General features: G+C 73.1%; 2 protein-coding genes (1 of these 2 cut by a window edge). Both read left to right on the top strand.

Features of this window, described 5'->3' with window-relative positions; genetic code table 11:
* The first annotated feature begins 82 nt into the window (after nucleotides 1-82).
* Nucleotides 83-1,138, top strand: coding sequence for a DegT/DnrJ/EryC1/StrS family aminotransferase (locus ABTY62_RS32035; protein WP_352132917.1), 1,056 nt, complete (start codon nucleotides 83-85; stop codon nucleotides 1,136-1,138).
* 154 nt (nucleotides 1,139-1,292) lie between these two features.
* A protein-coding gene (locus tag ABTY62_RS32030) for an SDR family NAD(P)-dependent oxidoreductase (protein ID WP_352132929.1) crosses the window boundary here: on the top strand, nucleotides 1,293-18,912 show its 5' portion. Its footprint extends 12,068 nt past the window's final position; only the first 17,620 of its 29,688 coding nucleotides appear in the window; it begins with the start codon at nucleotides 1,293-1,295; the stop codon falls past the right edge of the window.

Raw genomic sequence — 18,912 nt, 5'->3', positions numbered from 1 at the left:
TCCCTTAGTGATTCTGAATTGGGGCGCCGATACAGTGAAGTGAGCGACCGTGCCCTCGGCCCCCGGCTGAATGAGGAATGGCATGACCTTCAGATATCAGGCCGCGAAACCAAATCTGGTGGGCGCGGAATTGAAGTACGTCACCGAGGCCATCAGTTCCGGGTGGATATCGGCCGCAGGGCCCTATGTCGGGCAGTTCGAAGCCGAATTCGCGCGCTACAACGGCGTGGCGCACGGAGTGTCCTGCTCCTCGGGTACGGCCGCGCTCACCCTGGCGCTGCGCGCCCTCGGCGTGGGCCCCGGCGACGAGGTGCTGGTCCCCGAATTCACCTTCGTCGCGTCCGCGTGGGCGGTCACCTACACGGGCGCGACGCCCGTCTTCGTCGACTGCGGCGACGACCTCAACATCGACACGGCTCTCATCGAGTCCAGGATCACGCCGCGCACCAAGGCCGTCATGCCCGTCCATGTGCACGGGCGCCGCTGCGACATGGACGTGATCACGAGGATCGCGTTCGACTACAACCTGCGGGTGGTCGAGGACTGCGCCGAGGCGCACGGCATCCGGCCGGTCGGCGACGTGGCGTGCTTCTCTTTGTTCGCCAACAAGATCATCACCTCCGGTGAGGGCGGCGTCTGTCTGACCGACGACCGCAGGCTCGCCGAGCAGATGGCGCATCTGCGCGGGATGGCCATCGGCCCCGAGCACGACTTCCTGCACAAAAAGCTGGCCTACAACTTCCGCATGACCAATCTACAGGCCGCAGTCGCCCTCGGGCAGCTGGAGCAGATAGACGAATTCCTCGCCCAGCGCAGGAAGATCGAGTCGTATTACGACGCCGGGCTCCGGGATATCCGGGAAATCACCCGCATGCCGCCGCGGGATGTGCTGTGGATGTACGACCTGCGGGCCGAACGCCGCGATGAACTGTGCGCGTTTCTGGCCGAGGAGTCCATCGAGACCAGGCGGTTCTTCCAGCCGATGAGCAGGCAGCCCCTCTACTTCGATCCGGACTGGGCCTCCCTGAACGCCGGCCGCTTCACCGCGGACGGGCTGTGTCTGCCCACCCACACCGGACTGACCGAGGCGGACCAGGACCACATCATCGGCAAGGTCGCGGAGTTCTACGGGCGCTGACCCGGCCTGCCGGGCACACCGGGCCGACACGGGGTCGGTACCGGGCCGGCACCGGGCCGGGCGAGACAACTTGTGCGTGGGGAGTGGAGCGTTGAGTCCTTCCGAGTCCAGTCCTGCCGACCGCCCCGGTACGCACCGGGATCACGCCATCGCGGTGGTCGGGCTGTCCTGCCGACTGCCGTCCGCGCCGGACCCCGCGCGGTTCTGGGAGCTGCTCCGCGACGGGGTGAGCGCGGTGTCCGAGCCGCCCCGCGGCCGCCACGGTGGCCACCACGGCCACGGCGGCTATCTGGAGGACGTCGACCGCTTCGACGCCGAGTTCTTCGGGATCTCCCCACGGGAGGCCCGGGCGATGGACCCGCAACAGCGCCTCATGCTGGAGCTGGGCTGGGAGGTGCTCGAGGACGCCGGTCTGCCACCGGACTCCGTCCACGGCGGCGACATCGGCGTGTTCGTCGGCGTGACCGCCGACGACTACGGCACCCTGGACCGGCGCCGGGGCGTCGAGGGCATCGGCCACCACACTCTCACCGGACTGAACCGCGGCATCATCGCCAACCGCGTCTCCTACTTCCTCGGCCTGCGCGGCCCCAGCCTGGTGGTCGACACCGGCCAGTCGTCGTCCCTGGTCGCCGTCCACCTCGCCTGCGAAAGCCTGCGCCGCGGCGAGTCCCGCGCCGCGCTGGCCGGCGGCGTCCAGCTGAACCTCACGCCCGACAGCACACAGGCCGCGGCGCGGTTCGGCGGACTGTCCCCGGACGGCCGGTGCTTCACCTTCGACGAGCGCGCCAACGGCTATGTCCGAGGCGAGGGCGGCGGGCTCGTCCTGCTCAAGCCACTGGCGCGGGCCGTGGCCGACGGCGATGAGATCTACTGCGTCATCGAGGGCGGCGCGGTCAACAACGACGGCGGCGGCGAGGCCCTGACCATCCCCGACCCGCGGGCACAGCAGGCCGTGCTGCGCGCGGCCTGCCGCCGCGCGGGCGCCGACCCGACCGCCGTACGGTACGTGGAGCTGCACGGCACCGGCACCCGCGTCGGCGACCCCGTCGAGGCCGAGGCCCTCGGCGCGGTGTACGGGGACGGCCGCCCCGCCGACGAGCCGCTGCTCGTCGGCTCCGCGAAGACCAACGTCGGCCACCTGGAGGGCGCGGCGGGCATCGTCGGGCTGCTGAAGGTCGCCCTCTCGCTCCACCACCAGACACTGCCCGCGAGCCTGAACTTCGAGCGGCCCAACCCGCGGATCCGCTTCGACGAGTGGCGCCTCGACGTGGTGTCGGAGGCGCGCCCCTGGCCCGGCCACGACGGGCCGATCCTCGCCGGGGTGTCCTCGTTCGGCATGGGCGGCACCAACTGCCACCTCGTCGTTTCGGACGCCGCGCCCATCGGGTCCACCACGCCCGCCGCGGCCGGACCGCCCGCGGACCTCCCGGAGGACAGGACGGGCGAGAGCACCGAGCCCGGCGCCGTGCCGTGGCTGCTGTCGGGCAGGACACCGGACGCGCTGCGCGCGCAGGCGGCCCGGCTCGCGGCCCAGGTGACCCGACAGGGCGGCCCGGAGCTGGTGGACGTGGGCTTCTCCCTGGCCACGACGCGGGCCACCTTCGACCACCGCGCCGTGGTCCTCGCCCGGCGCCCGGACGGCGCACTGCGCACCCTGACCGCGCTCGCCGAAGGCGTCCCCGGCAGCGGCGCGATCCAGGGCTCGGCGCGCTCCACGGCTACGGCCACGACCGCTTTCCTGTTCTCCGGCCAGGGCTCTCAGCGGGCCGGAGCCGGCCAGGAGCTGTACCGTCGGTATCCGGTGTTCGCACAGGCGCTGGACGACGTCTGCGCCCGGATGGACGAACACCTCGAACGGCCGCTCCGTGAGGTGATGTTCGCGCCGACAGGCACCCACGACGCCGAACTCCTGGACCGGACCGCCTACACCCAGCCCGCGCTGTTCGCCCTCCAGGTGGCCCTCTTCCGGCTGCTGGAATCCTGGGGCACCGCCGCCGACTACGTGGCCGGGCACTCGATCGGGGCCGTCGCCGCCGCCCATGTGGCCGGTGTGCTGTCCCTCGCCGACGCCTGCGCCCTGGTGGCCGCGCGCGGCCGGCTGATGCAGGCGCTGCCCACCGGCGGCGCGATGGCCTCGGTCCGGGCCCCGGAGGACGAGGTGCGTCCGCTGCTGGCCGGCCGCGAACACGAGATCTCCCTCGCCGCGGTCAACGGCCCCAAGTCCGTGGTCGTCGCCGGCGACGAGGGGGCGGTCGAGGACGTCGTCGCACACTTCGCCGCGCTGGGGAGCAGGACCAAGCGCCTCCGGGTCTCGCACGCGTTCCACTCGCCCCGCATGGACGCCATGCTCGACGACTTCCGCCGGGTCGTGGCCGGGCTGTCCCTCGCGGCGCCCCGGATTCCCGTGGTGTCCGACCTCACCGGCGAACCCGCGACCGCCGAGCAGCTGTGCTCCGCCGAGTACTGGGCGCGGCACGCCCGCGAGACCGTCCGCTTCGCCGACACCGTACGCACCCTGCGGGACCGGGGCGTCGGCGCGTTCCTGGAGCTGGGCCCGGACGGGGTGCTCACCGGGATGACCCGGGAATGCCTCGACCACCCCGACTGGAACACCGCAGACACAAGAGAGACGGGTGCGCCCGCCGCGGTCGTCAGGACGCTGCGCCCCGGCAGCGACGAGTCGCTTACGGTCCTGACCGCCATGGCCGAACTGCATGTCCACGGCGCCCCGGTGGCCTGGGACACGTACTTCGCCCAGAGGGGCGGCAGGCGTGTGCCGCTGCCCACGTACGCCTTCCAGCGGGAACGTCACTGGCTGGAAGAACTGGAAGAACCGGCGGGCCACGCCATCGCAAGCACCACCGCGCCCGAGCCCGTACCCGGTACGGCACCCGCCCCCGCGGAGCCGGAGCCGGCCGCCCGCGAGCCTCGCGCCGACATGGCGCGCCTGGTGCGGGCCGAGACCGCCATGGTGCTCGGCTACGCCGAACCGGAGCGGGTCGACACGAGCCTGACGTTCAAGCAACTCGGCTTCGACTCCACGATGACCGTGGAACTCGTGGCCCGGCTGAGGTCCGCCACCGGTCTGCGACTGCCCGATACCGTGCTGTTCGACCACCCCACGCCGGACCGGATCGCCGCCCGGCTGGCCACCGACCCCGGCGATGCCACACCCGGCGGTGCCACCGGCACCCGCGAGGCCCCGCCCCGGGCCCCCGCCGCCCCGGCCGACGAACCGGTGGTCATCGTGGGCATGGGCTGCCGCTACCCGGGCGGGGCCGACTCCCCCGAGGCGCTGTGGGACCTGGTGGCCCACGAGGTGGACGCCGTGTCCGCGATGCCCGCCGACCGCGGATGGCCGTCCGAGGTGCTGGCCACGGAACGCCCGGGCGGCTTCCTGTACGACGCCGACCGGTTCGACGCGGCGCTCTTTGGGATCTCGCCCCGGGAAGCCCTCGCCATGGACCCCCAGCAGCGGCTGGCGCTCGAAGTGACCTGGGAGGCGATCGAGCGGGCGGGGATCGCGCCCTCGTCCCTGCACGGCAGCCGCACCGGAGTGTTCGTCGGCGCGATGGCCCAGGACTACGGCCCGCGGCTGCACGAGGCGACCGGCGACGCCGAGGGCTATGTGCTGACCGGCACCTCGCCCAGCGTCCTCTCCGGCCGGGTCGCCTACACGCTCGGACTGCGCGGACCGGCGCTCACGGTCGACACCGCGTGCTCCTCGTCGCTGGTGGCCCTCCACCTGGCGGCCCAGGCACTGCGCGGCGGCGAGTGCTCGCTGGCCCTGGCCGGTGGCGTCACCGTGATGTCCGAGCCCGGCATCTTCGTGGAGTTCGCCAAGCAGGGCGGGCTGTCCGAGGACGGCCGGTGCAAGGCGTTCGCGGAGGCCGCCGACGGCACGGGCTGGTCCGAGGGCGTGGGCATGCTGGTGCTGGAGCGGCTGTCGGACGCCCGCCGCAACGGCCACCGGATCCTGGCGGTGCTGCGCGGCTCGGCGGTCAACTCCGACGGCGCGTCGAACGGGCTGACCGCGCCGAGCGGCGTATCCCAGCAGCAGGTCATCGGCCAGGCGCTGGCCGGAGCGGGACTCGTCCCCGCGGACGTCGACGCCGTCGAGGCACACGGCACCGGCACCCGGCTGGGCGACCCCATCGAGGCCCAGGCGATCCTGGCCACCTACGGCCAGGGCCGGGCACAGGACCGTCCGCTGCTGCTCGGGTCCGTCAAGTCCAACATCGGCCACACCCAGGCCGCGGCGGGCGTCGCGGGCATCATCAAGATGGTCATGGCCATGCGCCACGGCACACTCCCCAGAACACTGCACGTGGACGCCCCCTCGTCACATGTGGACTGGACGGTGGGCGCGGTGGAGCTGCTGACCGAGCCGACACCGTGGCCGGAGGCGGAGCGCCCGCGCCGCGCCGGAGTGTCCTCGTTCGGCATCAGCGGCACCAACGCCCACGTCATCGTCGAGCAGGCACCGCACGAGCCGCCACCGGCCGCCACCGCGGAACCCGCGCCCCCGAGGACGACACCCGAGACCGCCCCCCGCGCCGTGCCCTGGCCGGTGTCGGGACGGACCGACGCCGCGCTGCGCGCCCAGCTCGACCGGCTGCGCTCCTTCGTGGCGGACACCGACGCCTCGGCGCTCGACATCGGCTACTCCCTCGCCACGACCCGCGCGCAGCTGGAGCACCGCGCGGTGCTGCTGGCCACGCCGGACGGCGTGGTGGAGGCGGCACGGGGCGTCGCCGCGGCCGCGCGCCCCCTGACGCTGCTGTTCGCCGGCCAGGGCGCACAGCGCGTCGGGATGGGCCGCGAGCTTGCCGACCGCTTCCCCGTTTTCGCCCGCGCACTGGACGAGGTGTGTGCGCTGCTGGACGGCGAGCTGGGCCGGCCGCTGCGCGAGGTGATGTTCGGTCAGGACGCCGAGGCGCTCGACCGTACCGAGTACGCGCAGCCCGCGCTGTTCGCCCTCGAAGTGACGCTGTTCCGGCTGGCCGAGTCCTGGGGGATCCTCCCCGAGCTCCTCGTCGGCCACTCGATCGGCGAGATCGCCGCCGCGCATGTGGCCGGTGTGCTGTCACTCGGCGACGCGTGTGCCCTGGTGGCCGCGCGTGGCCGGCTGATGCAGGCGCTGCCGGCGGGCGGGGCCATGGTGGCGCTGCGGGCGGGCGAGGACGAGGTGGAGCCGCTGCTGGCGGGCCGCGCCGACCGAGCGCAGCTCGCGGCGGTCAACGGCCCGTCCGCGGTGGTCCTCTCCGGCGACGAGGAGACCGTGGCGGACATCGCGGCCCACTTCGAGGCGCGGGGCCGGAAGGCCAGGCGGCTGCGGGTCAGCCATGCGTTCCACTCCCCGCTGATGGCCCCGATGCTGGCGGACTTCCGGGCGGCGGTCGAGCGGCTCGCCTTCCATGAGCCGCGCATCCCCATCGTCTCGACGGTCACCGGCGAGCCGGTCGACGCGACACGGATCAGCACACCTGACTACTGGGTGGACCATGTCGTACGCCCGGTGCGGTTCGCCGAGGCGATCGGCGCGGCGGCCGCCACCGGATCCCGGGCCTTCCTGGAACTGGGCCCGGACGCGACGCTCGCGGCCCTGACCGGGGAGAACCTCGCCGAGCTACCCGGGGTCATCGCGGTGCCGATGCTCCGCACGGACCGTGGCGAGGACGGCGACGAACTCGCCGCCGTGTCCGCCCTGGCCCGGCTGTACACGCACGGCGTCCCCGTGCAGTGGCCCGCCCTGTTCGCCGGAGCCGGAGCGCGGCGGGCGGAGCTCCCGACGTACGCGTTCCAGCGCGAGCGCTACTGGGCCGGGCGGCCGACCGGAACGGCCGACGTCGTGTCGGCGGGCCTCGACCGGCCGGAACACCCACTGCTGGGCGCGGTCGTGGCGCTCCCGGACACCGGAGGGCTGCTGTGCACGGGCGTCCTGTCCACGACGGCCCAACCCTGGCTGGCCGACCATGTGGTGGCCGGACAGGTGCTCTTCCCCGGCACCGGGTTCGTGGAGCTGGCGGTCCGGGCGGGGGACGAGGCCGGCTGCGGCCGGGTGCGTGAACTCACCCTGACCGCGCCCCTGGTGCTGCCCGCTCACGGCGGCGTCCCCGTCCAGGTGGCCCTCGGCCCGCCCGACGACACCGGCTGCCGGACCCTGGGCATCTACTCCCGCCCCGACGACGCGCCCGACTCGCCGTGGGTTCAGCATGCCACCGGCGTGCTCGCGCCGCCCGACGCACCCGGGTGGCCGGGCGAGCCGGACCGTCCGGACACGGCCGACGGGCCCGGCGCGGCCGATCGATGGCCCTACGGCCGGGCATGGCCACCGGCCGACGCCACGCCGCTCGACCTCGACGGCTTCTACGAGCGGCGAAGCGCGGCCGGATTCGACTACGGCCCGGCCTTCCGGTGCGTACGCGCGCTCTGGCACACCGAGGACGCCGTGCTGGCCGAGGTGGCCCTGCCCGAGCACATCGCGGGCGACGCCGCCGCGTTCGGACTGCACCCGGCCCTGCTCGACGCCGCGCTGCACATCGTCTCGTACACCGGGCTCGACGACTCCGCGGGCGCACGGCTGCCGTTCGCCTGGACCGAGGTGTCGCTGCACGCCTCGGGCGCCTCGGTGCTGCGGGTCCGGATGAGCCGCGCGGGCGACGACGCGGTCACATTGACCGTCGCCGACGCGGAGGGCCGGCTGGTGGCCTCCGTACGCTCGCTGGCCCTCCTTCCGTTCACGCCCGACGGTGGCGGCCGGGCCGGGCAACCGCTCCTGCGCCTGGACTGGGTGGACGCCGCGCCACCGGCCCCGGACGAGCGCGCCCTGCGGTGGGCGGTGGCCGGGCCGGACACCTGGGGGCTGGCCGACGCGCTGCGAGCCGCGGGCGAGAACGTGGTCGACGAGGCGACGGCACCGGCCGATGTGGTCCTGGTCCCGGTCGCCGCACCCGCCGGGACCGCGGCCGAGGACGACGTGCTCGACGCGGTGCGCGCCGCCACCTCGGCGGTGCTCGACCGGTTGCAGCAACACCTGAGGGACGCGGACGGGCCCGAGAACACGCCTGCGGTGGTGTTCGTGACGCGGGGCGCGGTCGCGACGGACGCCGACGCCTCGCCCGACCTGGTGGGCGCGGCGGTGTGGGGGCTGGTCCGCTCCGCCCAGCACGAGAGCCCCGGCCGCTTCGTCCTCCTGGACCTCGACAGCACGGATGTCCCGCCCGCGGCTGGGCCGCTGCGCGCGGCGCTGGAGCTGGACGAACCGCAGCTCGCCGTACGCGAAGGCCGCCTGCTGACGCCCCGGCTGGCCCCCGCGCGCCCCTCGGAGCCGGTCGCCGAGCCCCGCCCGGAGGCTGTCTGGGACACCGAGGGCACCGTCCTCGTCACCGGCGGGCTGAGCGGGCTGGGCGCACAGGTGGCCCGGCACCTGGCCGGGGCCCATGGCGTGCGCCACCTCGTCCTGGCCGGACGCCGTGGCCGCGCCACCGAAGGCGCCGACGACCTGACGGCGGAACTGACGCGGCTGGGCGCCGAGGTCACCGTCGCTACCTGCGATGTCGCGGACCGCGCCGCCGTCGCCCGGCTGATCGACGACATCCCGGCGGCACACCCGCTGACCGGTGTGGTGCACGCCGCCGGTGTGCTCGACGACGGGCTGATCGAGGCGCTGACCGCGGAGCGACTGGACACGGTGTTCCGGCCGAAGGCGGCCGGTGCGTGGCATCTGCACGAGCTCACCCGGAACCATGACCTCACCGCGTTCATCGTGTTCTCCTCCGTGTTCGGCGTCCTGGGAAACGCCGGCCAGGGCAGCTACACCGCGGCGAACGCGTTCCTGGACGCCCTCACCCGGCGGCGGGCCGCCCAGGGACTGCCGGGCCTGGCCATCGCCTGGGGCCCGTGGCCCCGGAACACCGGCATGACGAGCACCCTCACGGACGCCGAGATGCGCCGCATGGCACGGGCCGGCCTGCCCCCACTTGCCGTAGACCAGGGACTGGCCTGGTTCGACGCCGCGCGGACCGCGGGCGAAACGGCCGTGGTCGCGGCCCGGGTGGACCGCGCGGCGCTGCGCGCCCGGAGCACCGTGCCGGCCGCCTTCCGCACTCTGGTGCCCGCCCCGGTACGGCGCGCGGTGGCGGCCGGTGCGCCGGACCCGGGGTCCGGCCCGCTGGCCGGGCTGACCGGGCCCGACCTCGCCGACGCGGTGTCCCGGCTGGTGCGGGCCGAGGTCGCCGCGGTGCTCGGCCACCCCTCCGACGAGGCAGTGGACCCGTCCCTGACCTTCCAGGACCTCGGAATTGACTCGCTGACCTCGGTGGAGTTGCGCAACCGGCTCACCGAGACCACGGGCGTACGTCTGCCCACCACCCTCATCTTCGACCACCCCACCCCCGCGGCCGTCGCGGACTTCCTCTGCGAGCGCGGGCAGGGCACCACCGCCACCCGGCCGGTGGCCACCGCCCCCGCCGTGACCGGGGATCCGATCGTCATCGTGGGAATGGCCTGTCGCTATCCGGGCGGAGTGAGCTCCCCCGAGGAGCTGTGGGAGCTGACGGCACAAGGCCGCGACGGCATCTCCGACTTCCCCGACGACCGGGGCTGGAGACTCCCGGACGCGCCCTTCGTCCACGTCGGAGGGTTCCTCCACGACGCGGGCGACTTCGACGCGGGTTTCTTCGGCATCTCCCCACGCGAGGCGCTCGCCATCGACCCGCAGCAACGTCTCCTGCTGGAGACCTCGTGGGAGGCCGTGGAACACGCCGGGGTGAACCCGCTGACGCTCAAGGGAAGCGCCACCGGCGTGTTCGCCGGAGTGATGTACCACGACTACCCGACGGCCGGGGACGGCCTGCCCGAGGCCCTGCGCGGCTTCGTGGTCAACGGCACGTCAGGCAGCGTGGCGTCGGGCCGGGTGGCTTACACCCTGGGGCTCGAGGGCCCGGCCGTCACCGTCGACACCGCGTGCTCGTCCTCGCTGGTCGCCGTGCACATGGCCGCGCAGGCGCTGCGTTCGGGGGAGTGCTCGCTGGCGCTCGCGGGCGGTGTCACCGTCATGGCGACCCCGGAGACCTTCGTCGACTTCGACCGCCAGGGCGGCCTGGCCTCCGACGGCCGCTGCAAGTCCTTCTCCGACGCCGCCGACGGCACCGGCTGGTCGGAGGGCGTCGGCATGCTGGTGTTGGAGCGGCTCTCGGATGCGCGGCGAAACGGTCATGAGGTGCTGGCCGTGGTGCGGGGTTCGGCGGTCAACCAGGACGGCGCGTCGAACGGTTTGACGGCGCCGAATGGTCCGTCGCAGCAGCGGGTGATCCGTCAGGCGTTGGCGAGTGCCGGTTTGTCCGTGGCGGATGTGGATGTGGTGGAGGCGCATGGCACGGGTACGAGGCTGGGCGACCCGATCGAGGCGCAGGCGCTGCTGGCCACGTACGGGCAGGGGCGTGAGCGGCCGTTGTTGCTGGGGTCGGTGAAGTCCAATATCGGTCATACGCAGGCGGCGGCGGGGGCTGCGGGCATCATCAAGATGGTGATGGCGATGCGCCATGGGGAGGTGCCCAGGACGCTTCATCTGGAGACGCCGTCCACTCATGTGGACTGGTCTGCGGGTGCCGTGGAACTGATCACCGAGCGCACGACGTGGCCCGAGGTGGCGCGGGCGCGCCGGGCCGGTGTCTCCTCGTTCGGCATCAGCGGGACCAACGCGCATGTGATTCTGGAGCACGTCGCGTCCGAGCCGGTCGCTCCGGTTGTCGAGGAGCCGACCGGGCCGGGTGTGGTGCCGCTGCTGGTTTCGGGCAAGACGGAGCCGGCGTTGCGTGCCCAGGCGGAGCGGCTCCGTTCCCACCTCGCCGGTCGGTCCGGGTGGGGCAGGGCCGATGTGGCGCTGTCGTTGGCGTCGTCGCGGTCGGGTTTCGAGCACCGTGCCGTGCTGCTGACCCATGATCGGGACGGTGCGTTGCAGGGTCTGGCGGCTCTGGCAGCAGGGGAGCCCAGGGCCGATGTGGTGTACGGTTCGGTGGCTCCGCGGCCTGGCGCCACTGCGTTCCTTTTCACTGGTCAGGGCAGTCAGCGCCCCGGTATGGGACGTGAACTGGTCGACCGCTACCCGGTCTTCGCGGCTGCGCTCGACGCCGTTGTTGAGGAGTTGGACGGGCATCTGGGCCGTCCTCTGCGTGAGCTTCTGTTCGCCGAGGCCGACACCCCTGAAGCAGAGCTGCTCGACCGTACCGAGTTCACCCAGCCCGCCCTGTTCGCGGTCGAGGTGGCGCTGTTCCGGCTGGTGGAGTCCTGGGGCGTCACACCCCGCTTCGTGTCCGGACACTCGATCGGGGAGATCGCGGCGGCACATGCGGCAGGTGTACTCACCCTGCCGGACGCCTGCGCCCTGGTGGCGGCACGCGCCCGGCTGATGCAGGCCCTGCCCGTGGCCGGCGCCATGGTGGCGCTCCGGGCCACCGAGGACGAGGTCGCTCCGCTGCTGGCGGGCCGCGAACACCTGATCGGCATCGCCGCCGTCAACGGCCCCGAAGCCGTCGTCGTCGCCGGTGACGAGAACTCCGTACGGGACGTGGCGGACCAACTTGCCGCGCGCGGGCGCAGGACCAAGCGGCTGGCGGTCTCGCACGCCTTCCACTCCCCGCTGATGGACCCCATGCTGGACGACTTCCGGGCGGTGGCCGAGGGACTGACCTACCACGCGCCGAGGATCGCCATGGTGTCCATGGTGACCGGAACACCCGTCACCGACGACGAGCCGGCCTCCGCGGACTACTGGGTACGCCACGCCCGGGCCGCCGTACGCTTCGCCGACGGCGTCCGGGCACTCGAAAGCGCGGGCGTCGACACCTTCCTCGAAATCGGCCCCGACGGCGTACTCTCCGCCATGGCCAGGGACTCCCTGACCACCGAAGCGGCCCTCATACCGCTGCTGCGCCGCGACCGCCCCGAGGAGCTGTCAGCGGCCACCGCGCTCGCCCGGCTGCATGTGCGCGGCACGTCCCCCGACTGGGCCGCGTTCCTGGCGGGGAGCGCCGACGGACGTGGCGCGCGCCGCGTCGAGCTGCCGACGTACGCCTTCCAGCACGAGCGCTACTGGCCGTCCGCGTTGTCGAGCCCGGCGGGTGACATCACCGCTGCCGGGCTGGGCTCCGCGGACCACCCGCTGCTCGGGGCCGCCGTGGAACTGGCCGACGGCGAGGGAGCGCTGTTCACCAGCAGGCTCTCATCACGGACACACCCATGGCTGGCACAGCACGCCGTCGCGGGCGCCGTGCTGCTGCCCGGCACCGCGTTCCTCGAACTGGCGATCCGCGCCGGTGACGAGGTCGGCTGCGACCGGGTGGAGGAGCTGACCCTCGCCGCGCCACTGGCGCTCCCCGAACAGGGCGCGATCCAGGTGCAGCTGCGGGTCGGCGCCGCTGACGAGGCCGGCCGCCGCCCGGTGACGGTGTCCGCGCGGCCTGATGGAGCGGTCGGCCAGGAGTGGGTCCGGCACGCCGACGGCGTGCTCGCCACCGGTACGCACGTCACCGCGCCCGACACCGCGTTTGAGGCGGCTCAGTGGCCACCGACGGGGGCGGTGCCCATCGCGCTGGACGGCCTGTACGACCGGCTCGCGGAGGACGGCTTCGGCTACGGCCCCCTCTTCCAGGGGCTCACCGCGGCATGGCGGCGCGGCGCGGAGGTCTTCGCGGAGGTCGGATTCCCCGACGCCGGGGACGGTGCCACGCTCGGGGCGGAAGCGGAGGACGCCGAAGGCTTTGGGCTGCATCCGGCGCTGCTCGACTCCAGTCTGCGCGCGGTGGCGCTGCTCGACGGGGACATACCGCCCACGGCCCTGCCATTCTCGTGGCAGAACGTCACCCTGCACGCGAGCGGCGCCAGGGCCGTCCGGATCCGGCTCGCCCCGGCCGGTCCCCACGCGGTGTCCCTCGACCTCGCCGACACCTCCGGCGCCCCGGTGGCCACCGTCGGCTCCCTGGCGCTGAGGTCCCTGTCCGCCGGGCAACTGAACACCGCAGCAGGCGCGGCGGAGCGCGACTCCCTGTTCCGGCTCGACTGGACGGCCGCCACCGCCGACCACGCCGATCCCCCCACTGGCCCGGGGCCGCTGGCCGTGGTCGGCCCCGACCCCCTCCGGCTCGCCGGAACGTTCGAGGCCGCGGGCCACGCCGTACGCGCGTACGCCGACCTCGCCCAGGTGGCCCTGGCAGCCGAGGCGGCCAGGGAGGCCGGGGACGAGTCCGCCGTACCAGGCGCCGTACTCATCGCGCTCGCCGGAGCGGCCGACGACGTCGTTGCCACCGCTCACGACCTCAGCGCCCAGGTGCTGACGCATGTGCAGACCTGGCTGGCCGAGGAGGAACGCCTGACTGGGTCCCGGCTCGTGTTCATCACCCGAGGGGCCGCCGGGGACCCGCCAGGCGCCCACGACGTGGCGGCCGCGACGGCCTGGGGCCTGGTGCGCTCGGCGCAGGCGGAACACCCCGACCGCTTCGTCCTCGTCGACCTCGACGACATGCCCGAGTCGGCGGCGGCGCTGACTGGGGCCCTCGGCAGCGCCGAGCCGCAGCTGGTGATCCGCGACGGCGCGGTCCGTGTCGGCCGGCTGGCCCGGGTGTCCGTACCCGGCGGGCCCGGCGCCGACTGGGACCCCGAAGGCACCGTGCTCATCACCGGCGGGACCGGGGGGCTGGGCGGCGTACTGGCCCGCCATCTCGTCACTGAACACCAGGTCAGGCACCTCCTCCTGGCCAGCCGCCGCGGCCGCGCCGCAGAGGGCGCCGACCAACTGGCCGCCGAACTCACCGCCCTCGGCGCCCGGGTGACCGTGGCCTCTTGCGACATCGCGGACCGCGACGCCCTGGCCGAGCTGCTGGCCGGTGTGGAGCGGAGCCACCCGCTGACGGCGGTGGTGCACACGGCGGGCGTACTGGACGACGGCGTCATCGAGACCCTCACCCCGCGGCGCATGACCGCCGTGCTGCGCCCGAAAGCGGACGCCGCCTGGCATCTGCACGAACTGACCCGCGACCTGGACCTGGCCGCGTTCATCACCTTCTCGTCGGTGGTGAGCACCTTCGGCGGCGCGGGCCAGGCCAACTACGCGGCCGGCAACGCCTTCCTGGACGCGCTGGCGGAACACCGGCGCGCCACGGGGCTGCCCGCGCTGTCGCTGGCCTGGGGGCCGTGGACCCGGGCGGGAGGGATGACCAGCACCCTGACCGAGGCGGACATGCGCCGCCTGGCCCGGGAGGGCATGCCCGCGTTGCCGGCCGAGCGGGGCGTGGCGCTGTTCGACGCCGCCCTCGCCGCGTCGGAGCCCGTCCTGCTGCCCGTACCGCTCGACCTGCCCGCGCTGCGGGCGCGCGGCCAAGTGCCGCCGCTGCTGCGAGGGCTCATCCGTACCCCCGTCCGCCGCTCGGCGGCCACTGGGCCTGGCGCCTCCGCCTCCCTCGTGCACCGGCTGGCCGCCCTGCCGCGGACGGAGCGCTCGGAGGCGGCGCTCGACCTGGTCCGTACGCAGGTGGCGCTGGTGCTGGGACACGCGACGGCGGACATCGTGGCCCCGACACGCGCCTTCCAGGACCTGGGCTTCGACTCCCTGACGGCGGTGGAGCTGCGCAACCGGCTCGGCGCCGCCTCGGGCCTCCGGCTGCCCGCGACCGTCGTCTTCGACTACCCGACCGCCGAGGCACTCGCTGGCTACCTGCTGGAGGAACTGCTCGGCCCGGAAGAGACAGACACGGCGGAGGAGGGGAACACGGCCCACGCCACGCACGTCCCCGCCCCTGTCGCCGATGACCCGGTGGTGGTCGTGGGGATGGCCTGCCGCTACCCGGGTGGAGTGCGCTCCCCCGAGGACCTGTGGCGGCTGGTGCTCGGCAGCGAGGACGCCGTCTCGGGCTTCCCGACCGACCGGGGCTGGGATGTGGAGGGGCTGTACGACCCGGATCCGGACCACGCGGGCACGTCGTATACGCGGCAGGGTGGGTTTCTGCATGACGCGGGGGAGTTTGATGCGGCGTTTTTCGGGTTGAGTCCGCGTGAGGCGTTGGCGACAGATGTGCAGCAGCGGTTGTTGCTGGAGGCGTCGTGGGAGGCGTTCGAGCGGGCCGGGATCGATCCGGTGTCGCTGCGGGGCAGTCGGACGGGCGTGTTCGCCGGGGTGATGTACCACGACTACGGCACCTTGCTGCGCGGTCCGGAACTCGAGGGCTATCAGACCAGCGGCAGCGCGGGCAGTGTGGTGTCGGGTCGGGTGTCGTACACCCTGGGCCTGGAGGGCCCGGCGGTGACCGTGGATACGGCGTGTTCGTCGTCTTTGGTGGCGATGCATCTGGCGGGGCAGGCGTTGCGGTCGGGTGAGTGTTCGTTGGCGTTGGCGGGGGGTGTGACGGTGATGTCGACGCCTGCCGCGTTTGTGGAGTTTTCGCGGCAGCGGGGGTTGTCGGGGGATGGTCGGTGCAAGGCGTTTTCGGATGCGGCTGATGGTGTGGGCTGGTCCGAGGGTGTGGGTGTCGTGGTGTTGGAGCGGTTGTCGGACGCGCGGCGGAACGGGCACGAGGTGCTCGCTGTGGTCCGGGGTTCGGCGGTGAACCAGGACGGTGCGTCGAACGGTCTGACCGCGCCGAACGGTCCGTCGCAGCAGCGGGTGATCAGGCAGGCGCTGGCGAGTGGTGGGCTGTCCGTTTCGGATGTGGATGTGGTGGAGGGGCACGGTACGGGGACGAGGCTGGGTGACCCGATCGAGGCGCAGGCGCTGCTGGCCACATACGGTCGCGATCGGGACGGGGATCGTCCGCTGCTGCTGGGCTCGGTGAAGTCGAACATCGGTCATACGCAGGCGGCGGCGGGTGTTGCGGGCATCATCAAGATGGTGATGGCGATGCGTCATGGGCAGGTGCCCAGGACGCTCCATCTGGAGGCGCCGTCCACTCATGTGGACTGGTCAGCCGGCGCTGTGGAGTTGGTGACCGAACACAGGACTTGGCCCGAGGTGGCGCGGGTGCGCCGGGCTGGTGTCTCCTCGTTCGGCATCAGCGGCACGAACGCGCATGTGATCCTGGAGCACGTCCCGTCCGAGCCGGTCGCTCCGGTCGTCGAGGAGCCGACCGGGCCTGTTGTCGTACCGCTGCTGATTTCGGGCAAGACGGAGCCGGCGTTGCGTGCCCAGGCGGAGCGGCTCCGTTCCCACCTCGCCGGTCGACCCGGATGGGGCAGGGGCGATGTCGCCCTCTCCTTGGCGTCGTCGCGGTCGGGTTTCGGGCACCGTGCCGTGCTGCTGACGCATGACCGGGACGGTGCGTTGCAGGGTCTGGCCGCTGTGGCAGGAGGGGAGCCCAGGGCCGATGTGGTGTACGGTTCGGTGGCTCCGCGGCCCGGCGCTACTGCGTTCCTTTTCACCGGTCAGGGCAGTCAGCGCCCCGGTATGGGGCGTGAACTGGCTGGCCGTTACCCGGTGTTCGCGGATGCGCTCGACGCCGTTGTTGAGGAGTTGGACGAGCATCTGGGCCGTCCTCTGCGTGAGCTTCTGTTCGCCGAGGCCGATACTCCGGAAGCAGAGCTGCTCGACCGTACCGAGTTCACCCAGCCCGCTCTGCTTGCGGTTGAGGTCGCGTTGTTCCGGCTGCTGGAGTCCTGGGAGGTTGTTCCGGATTATCTGGTGGGGCATTCGGTTGGGGAGATTGCTGCTGCGTATGCGGCTGGGGTGTTTTCGCTGGCGGACGCGTGTGCGTTGGTGGTGGCGCGAGGTCGGTTGATGGAGGGGTTGCCTGAGGGCGGCGCGATGGTGGCGGTGCAGGCGAGCGAGGATGAGGTGGTGCCGCTGCTGTCCGATGAGGTGTCGATTGCCGCGGTCAACGGTCCTGGTTCGGTGGTGGTGTCCGGGGCGGAGCGGCAGGTGCTGGAGATCGCGGAGCGGTTTGCCGCGGAGGGGCGGAAGACGAGTCGGTTGCGGGTGTCGCATGCGTTCCATTCCCCGCTGATGGATCCGATGCTGGACGAGTTCCGTACCGTGGCCGAGGGGCTGTCCTACCGGCCCCCGGCGATTCCTTTGGTGTCCACGCTGACGGGTGAGCCTGCCGGGGACGCGGATATGTGCTCGGCGGACTACTGGGTCGAGCATGTGCGGGCGACCGTACGGTTCGCCGACGCCATCACGGTGTTGAACGAGGCGGGCGTACGCAGATTCCTCGAGGTCGGACCGGACTCCGCGCTGACGGCGCTGGCGGCCGAGACAGCGTCGGACGGCGCGGTGCTGGTGTCGGCGCTGCGCAAGGACCGGGGCGAGGAGAGCGCGGTGGCCACCGCGCTGGCGCAGTTGTACGTCGACGGCGTGGAGGCCGACTGGGCGTCCTTGTACGCGGGCGCCCGGCGGGTGGAGCTGCCCACTTACGCCTTCCAGCGCCGGTGGTTCTGGCCGCGCACGGCACCGTCGGTCGGAGATGCCGTGGCGTTCGGCCTCACCGCGGCGGAGCATCCGCTGCTCAACGGCGCCGTGGAGTTGGCGGGTTCCGAAGGGCGGCTGTTCACCGGACGGCTGTCGCTGCCGCAGCGGTCGCATGAGTGGCTGGCCGATCACAGGGTGTCGGGGCGAGTGCTGGTTCCGGGCACCGCCTTGTTGGAGTTGGCGGTCCGGGCGGGCGATGAGGTCGGTTGCGACCGGGTGGAGGAGCTCACGCTGGCGGGGCCGCTCGTGCTGCCGGAGCAGGGCGCTGTGCAGGTGCAGCTGGCTGTCGGCGAGCCGGACGAGGCGGGCCGTCGCCCGGTGAGCGTGTACTCCCGGCCGGAGGGCCGGTCGGACGAGTGGGTGCTGCACGCCGACGGGGTGCTGTCGGTGGCCGGGCCGTCGGGCCACTCGAGCGGCGGGCCGACCTGGCCGGTGTGGCCGCCGGAGGGTGCCGAGCGGGTGGACCTGACCGGTTGCTACGAGCGCTTCGCCGAGCTCGGTTTCGACTACGGGCCGCTGTTCCAGGGCCTGCGGGCCGCCTGGCGGCGCGGTGCCGACGTCTTCGCCGAGGTGGCGCTGCCGGACGATCCCGATGCGGACGCCGCTGCCTTCGGACTGCACCCCGCACTGCTCGACTCCGCGCTGCACGCGGCCACCTGGGCGGGGACTGGGCTCCAGTCCGGTGTGCTGCCCTTCTCGTGGTCGGGAGCGCGTCTGTACGGGGCGGGAGCGTCCGCGCTACGGGTGCGGCTGTCGTCGGCCGGTGCGGACACCCTGTCCCTGGAGGCCACCGATCCGTCCGGGCGCCCGGTTCTTTCGGTGGAGTCGCTCGCCCTGCGCGCGATGTCGGCCGAACTGACCGGCGGAGGCGGCGGGCCCGCGGCGGATTCGCTCTTCCGCCTCGACTGGACACCGGTGCACGCCTCGGTCGTGCCACCCGCCTCCGTGGCCGTCGTCGGGCGCGATGACGGCGGACTCGTCGAGGGACTGCGGGCGACCGGGCTGGCCGTCGTCGGTTGTGAGGACCTCGCCGCCCTCGCGGCCGCGGACAACGCACCGCCGGCCGTGGTGCTGATGCCGGTGACCGGGTCCGAGGGCGAGGGCGATGTGGTGGGCTCCACGCACGAGGTGGCGTCCAGGATTCTGGGCGTACTGAAGGCGTGGCTGGCGGACGACCGGTGGGCGTCGTCCCGTCTGGTGTTCGTGACGCGCGGCGCGACCACGGGAGAGGACCTCGCGGCCGCGTCCGTATGGGGCCTGGTCCGAGTGGCGCAGACGGAGCACCCGGACCGGTTCGCCCTGGTGGACCTCGACGGCG

It is taken from the genome of Streptomyces sp. NPDC097640 (assembly GCF_040302705.1).
Taxonomy (GTDB): Bacteria; Actinomycetota; Actinomycetes; order Streptomycetales; family Streptomycetaceae; genus Streptomyces.
This window is presented reverse-complemented; position numbering and strand designations above follow the sequence as displayed.

Bases quoted from the DNA above. Each gene is read 5' to 3' on its own strand.
- ABTY62_RS32035 (WP_352132917.1), top strand. From the start codon at position 83: ATGACCTTCAGATATCAGGCCGCGAAACCAAATCTGGTGGGCGCGGAA.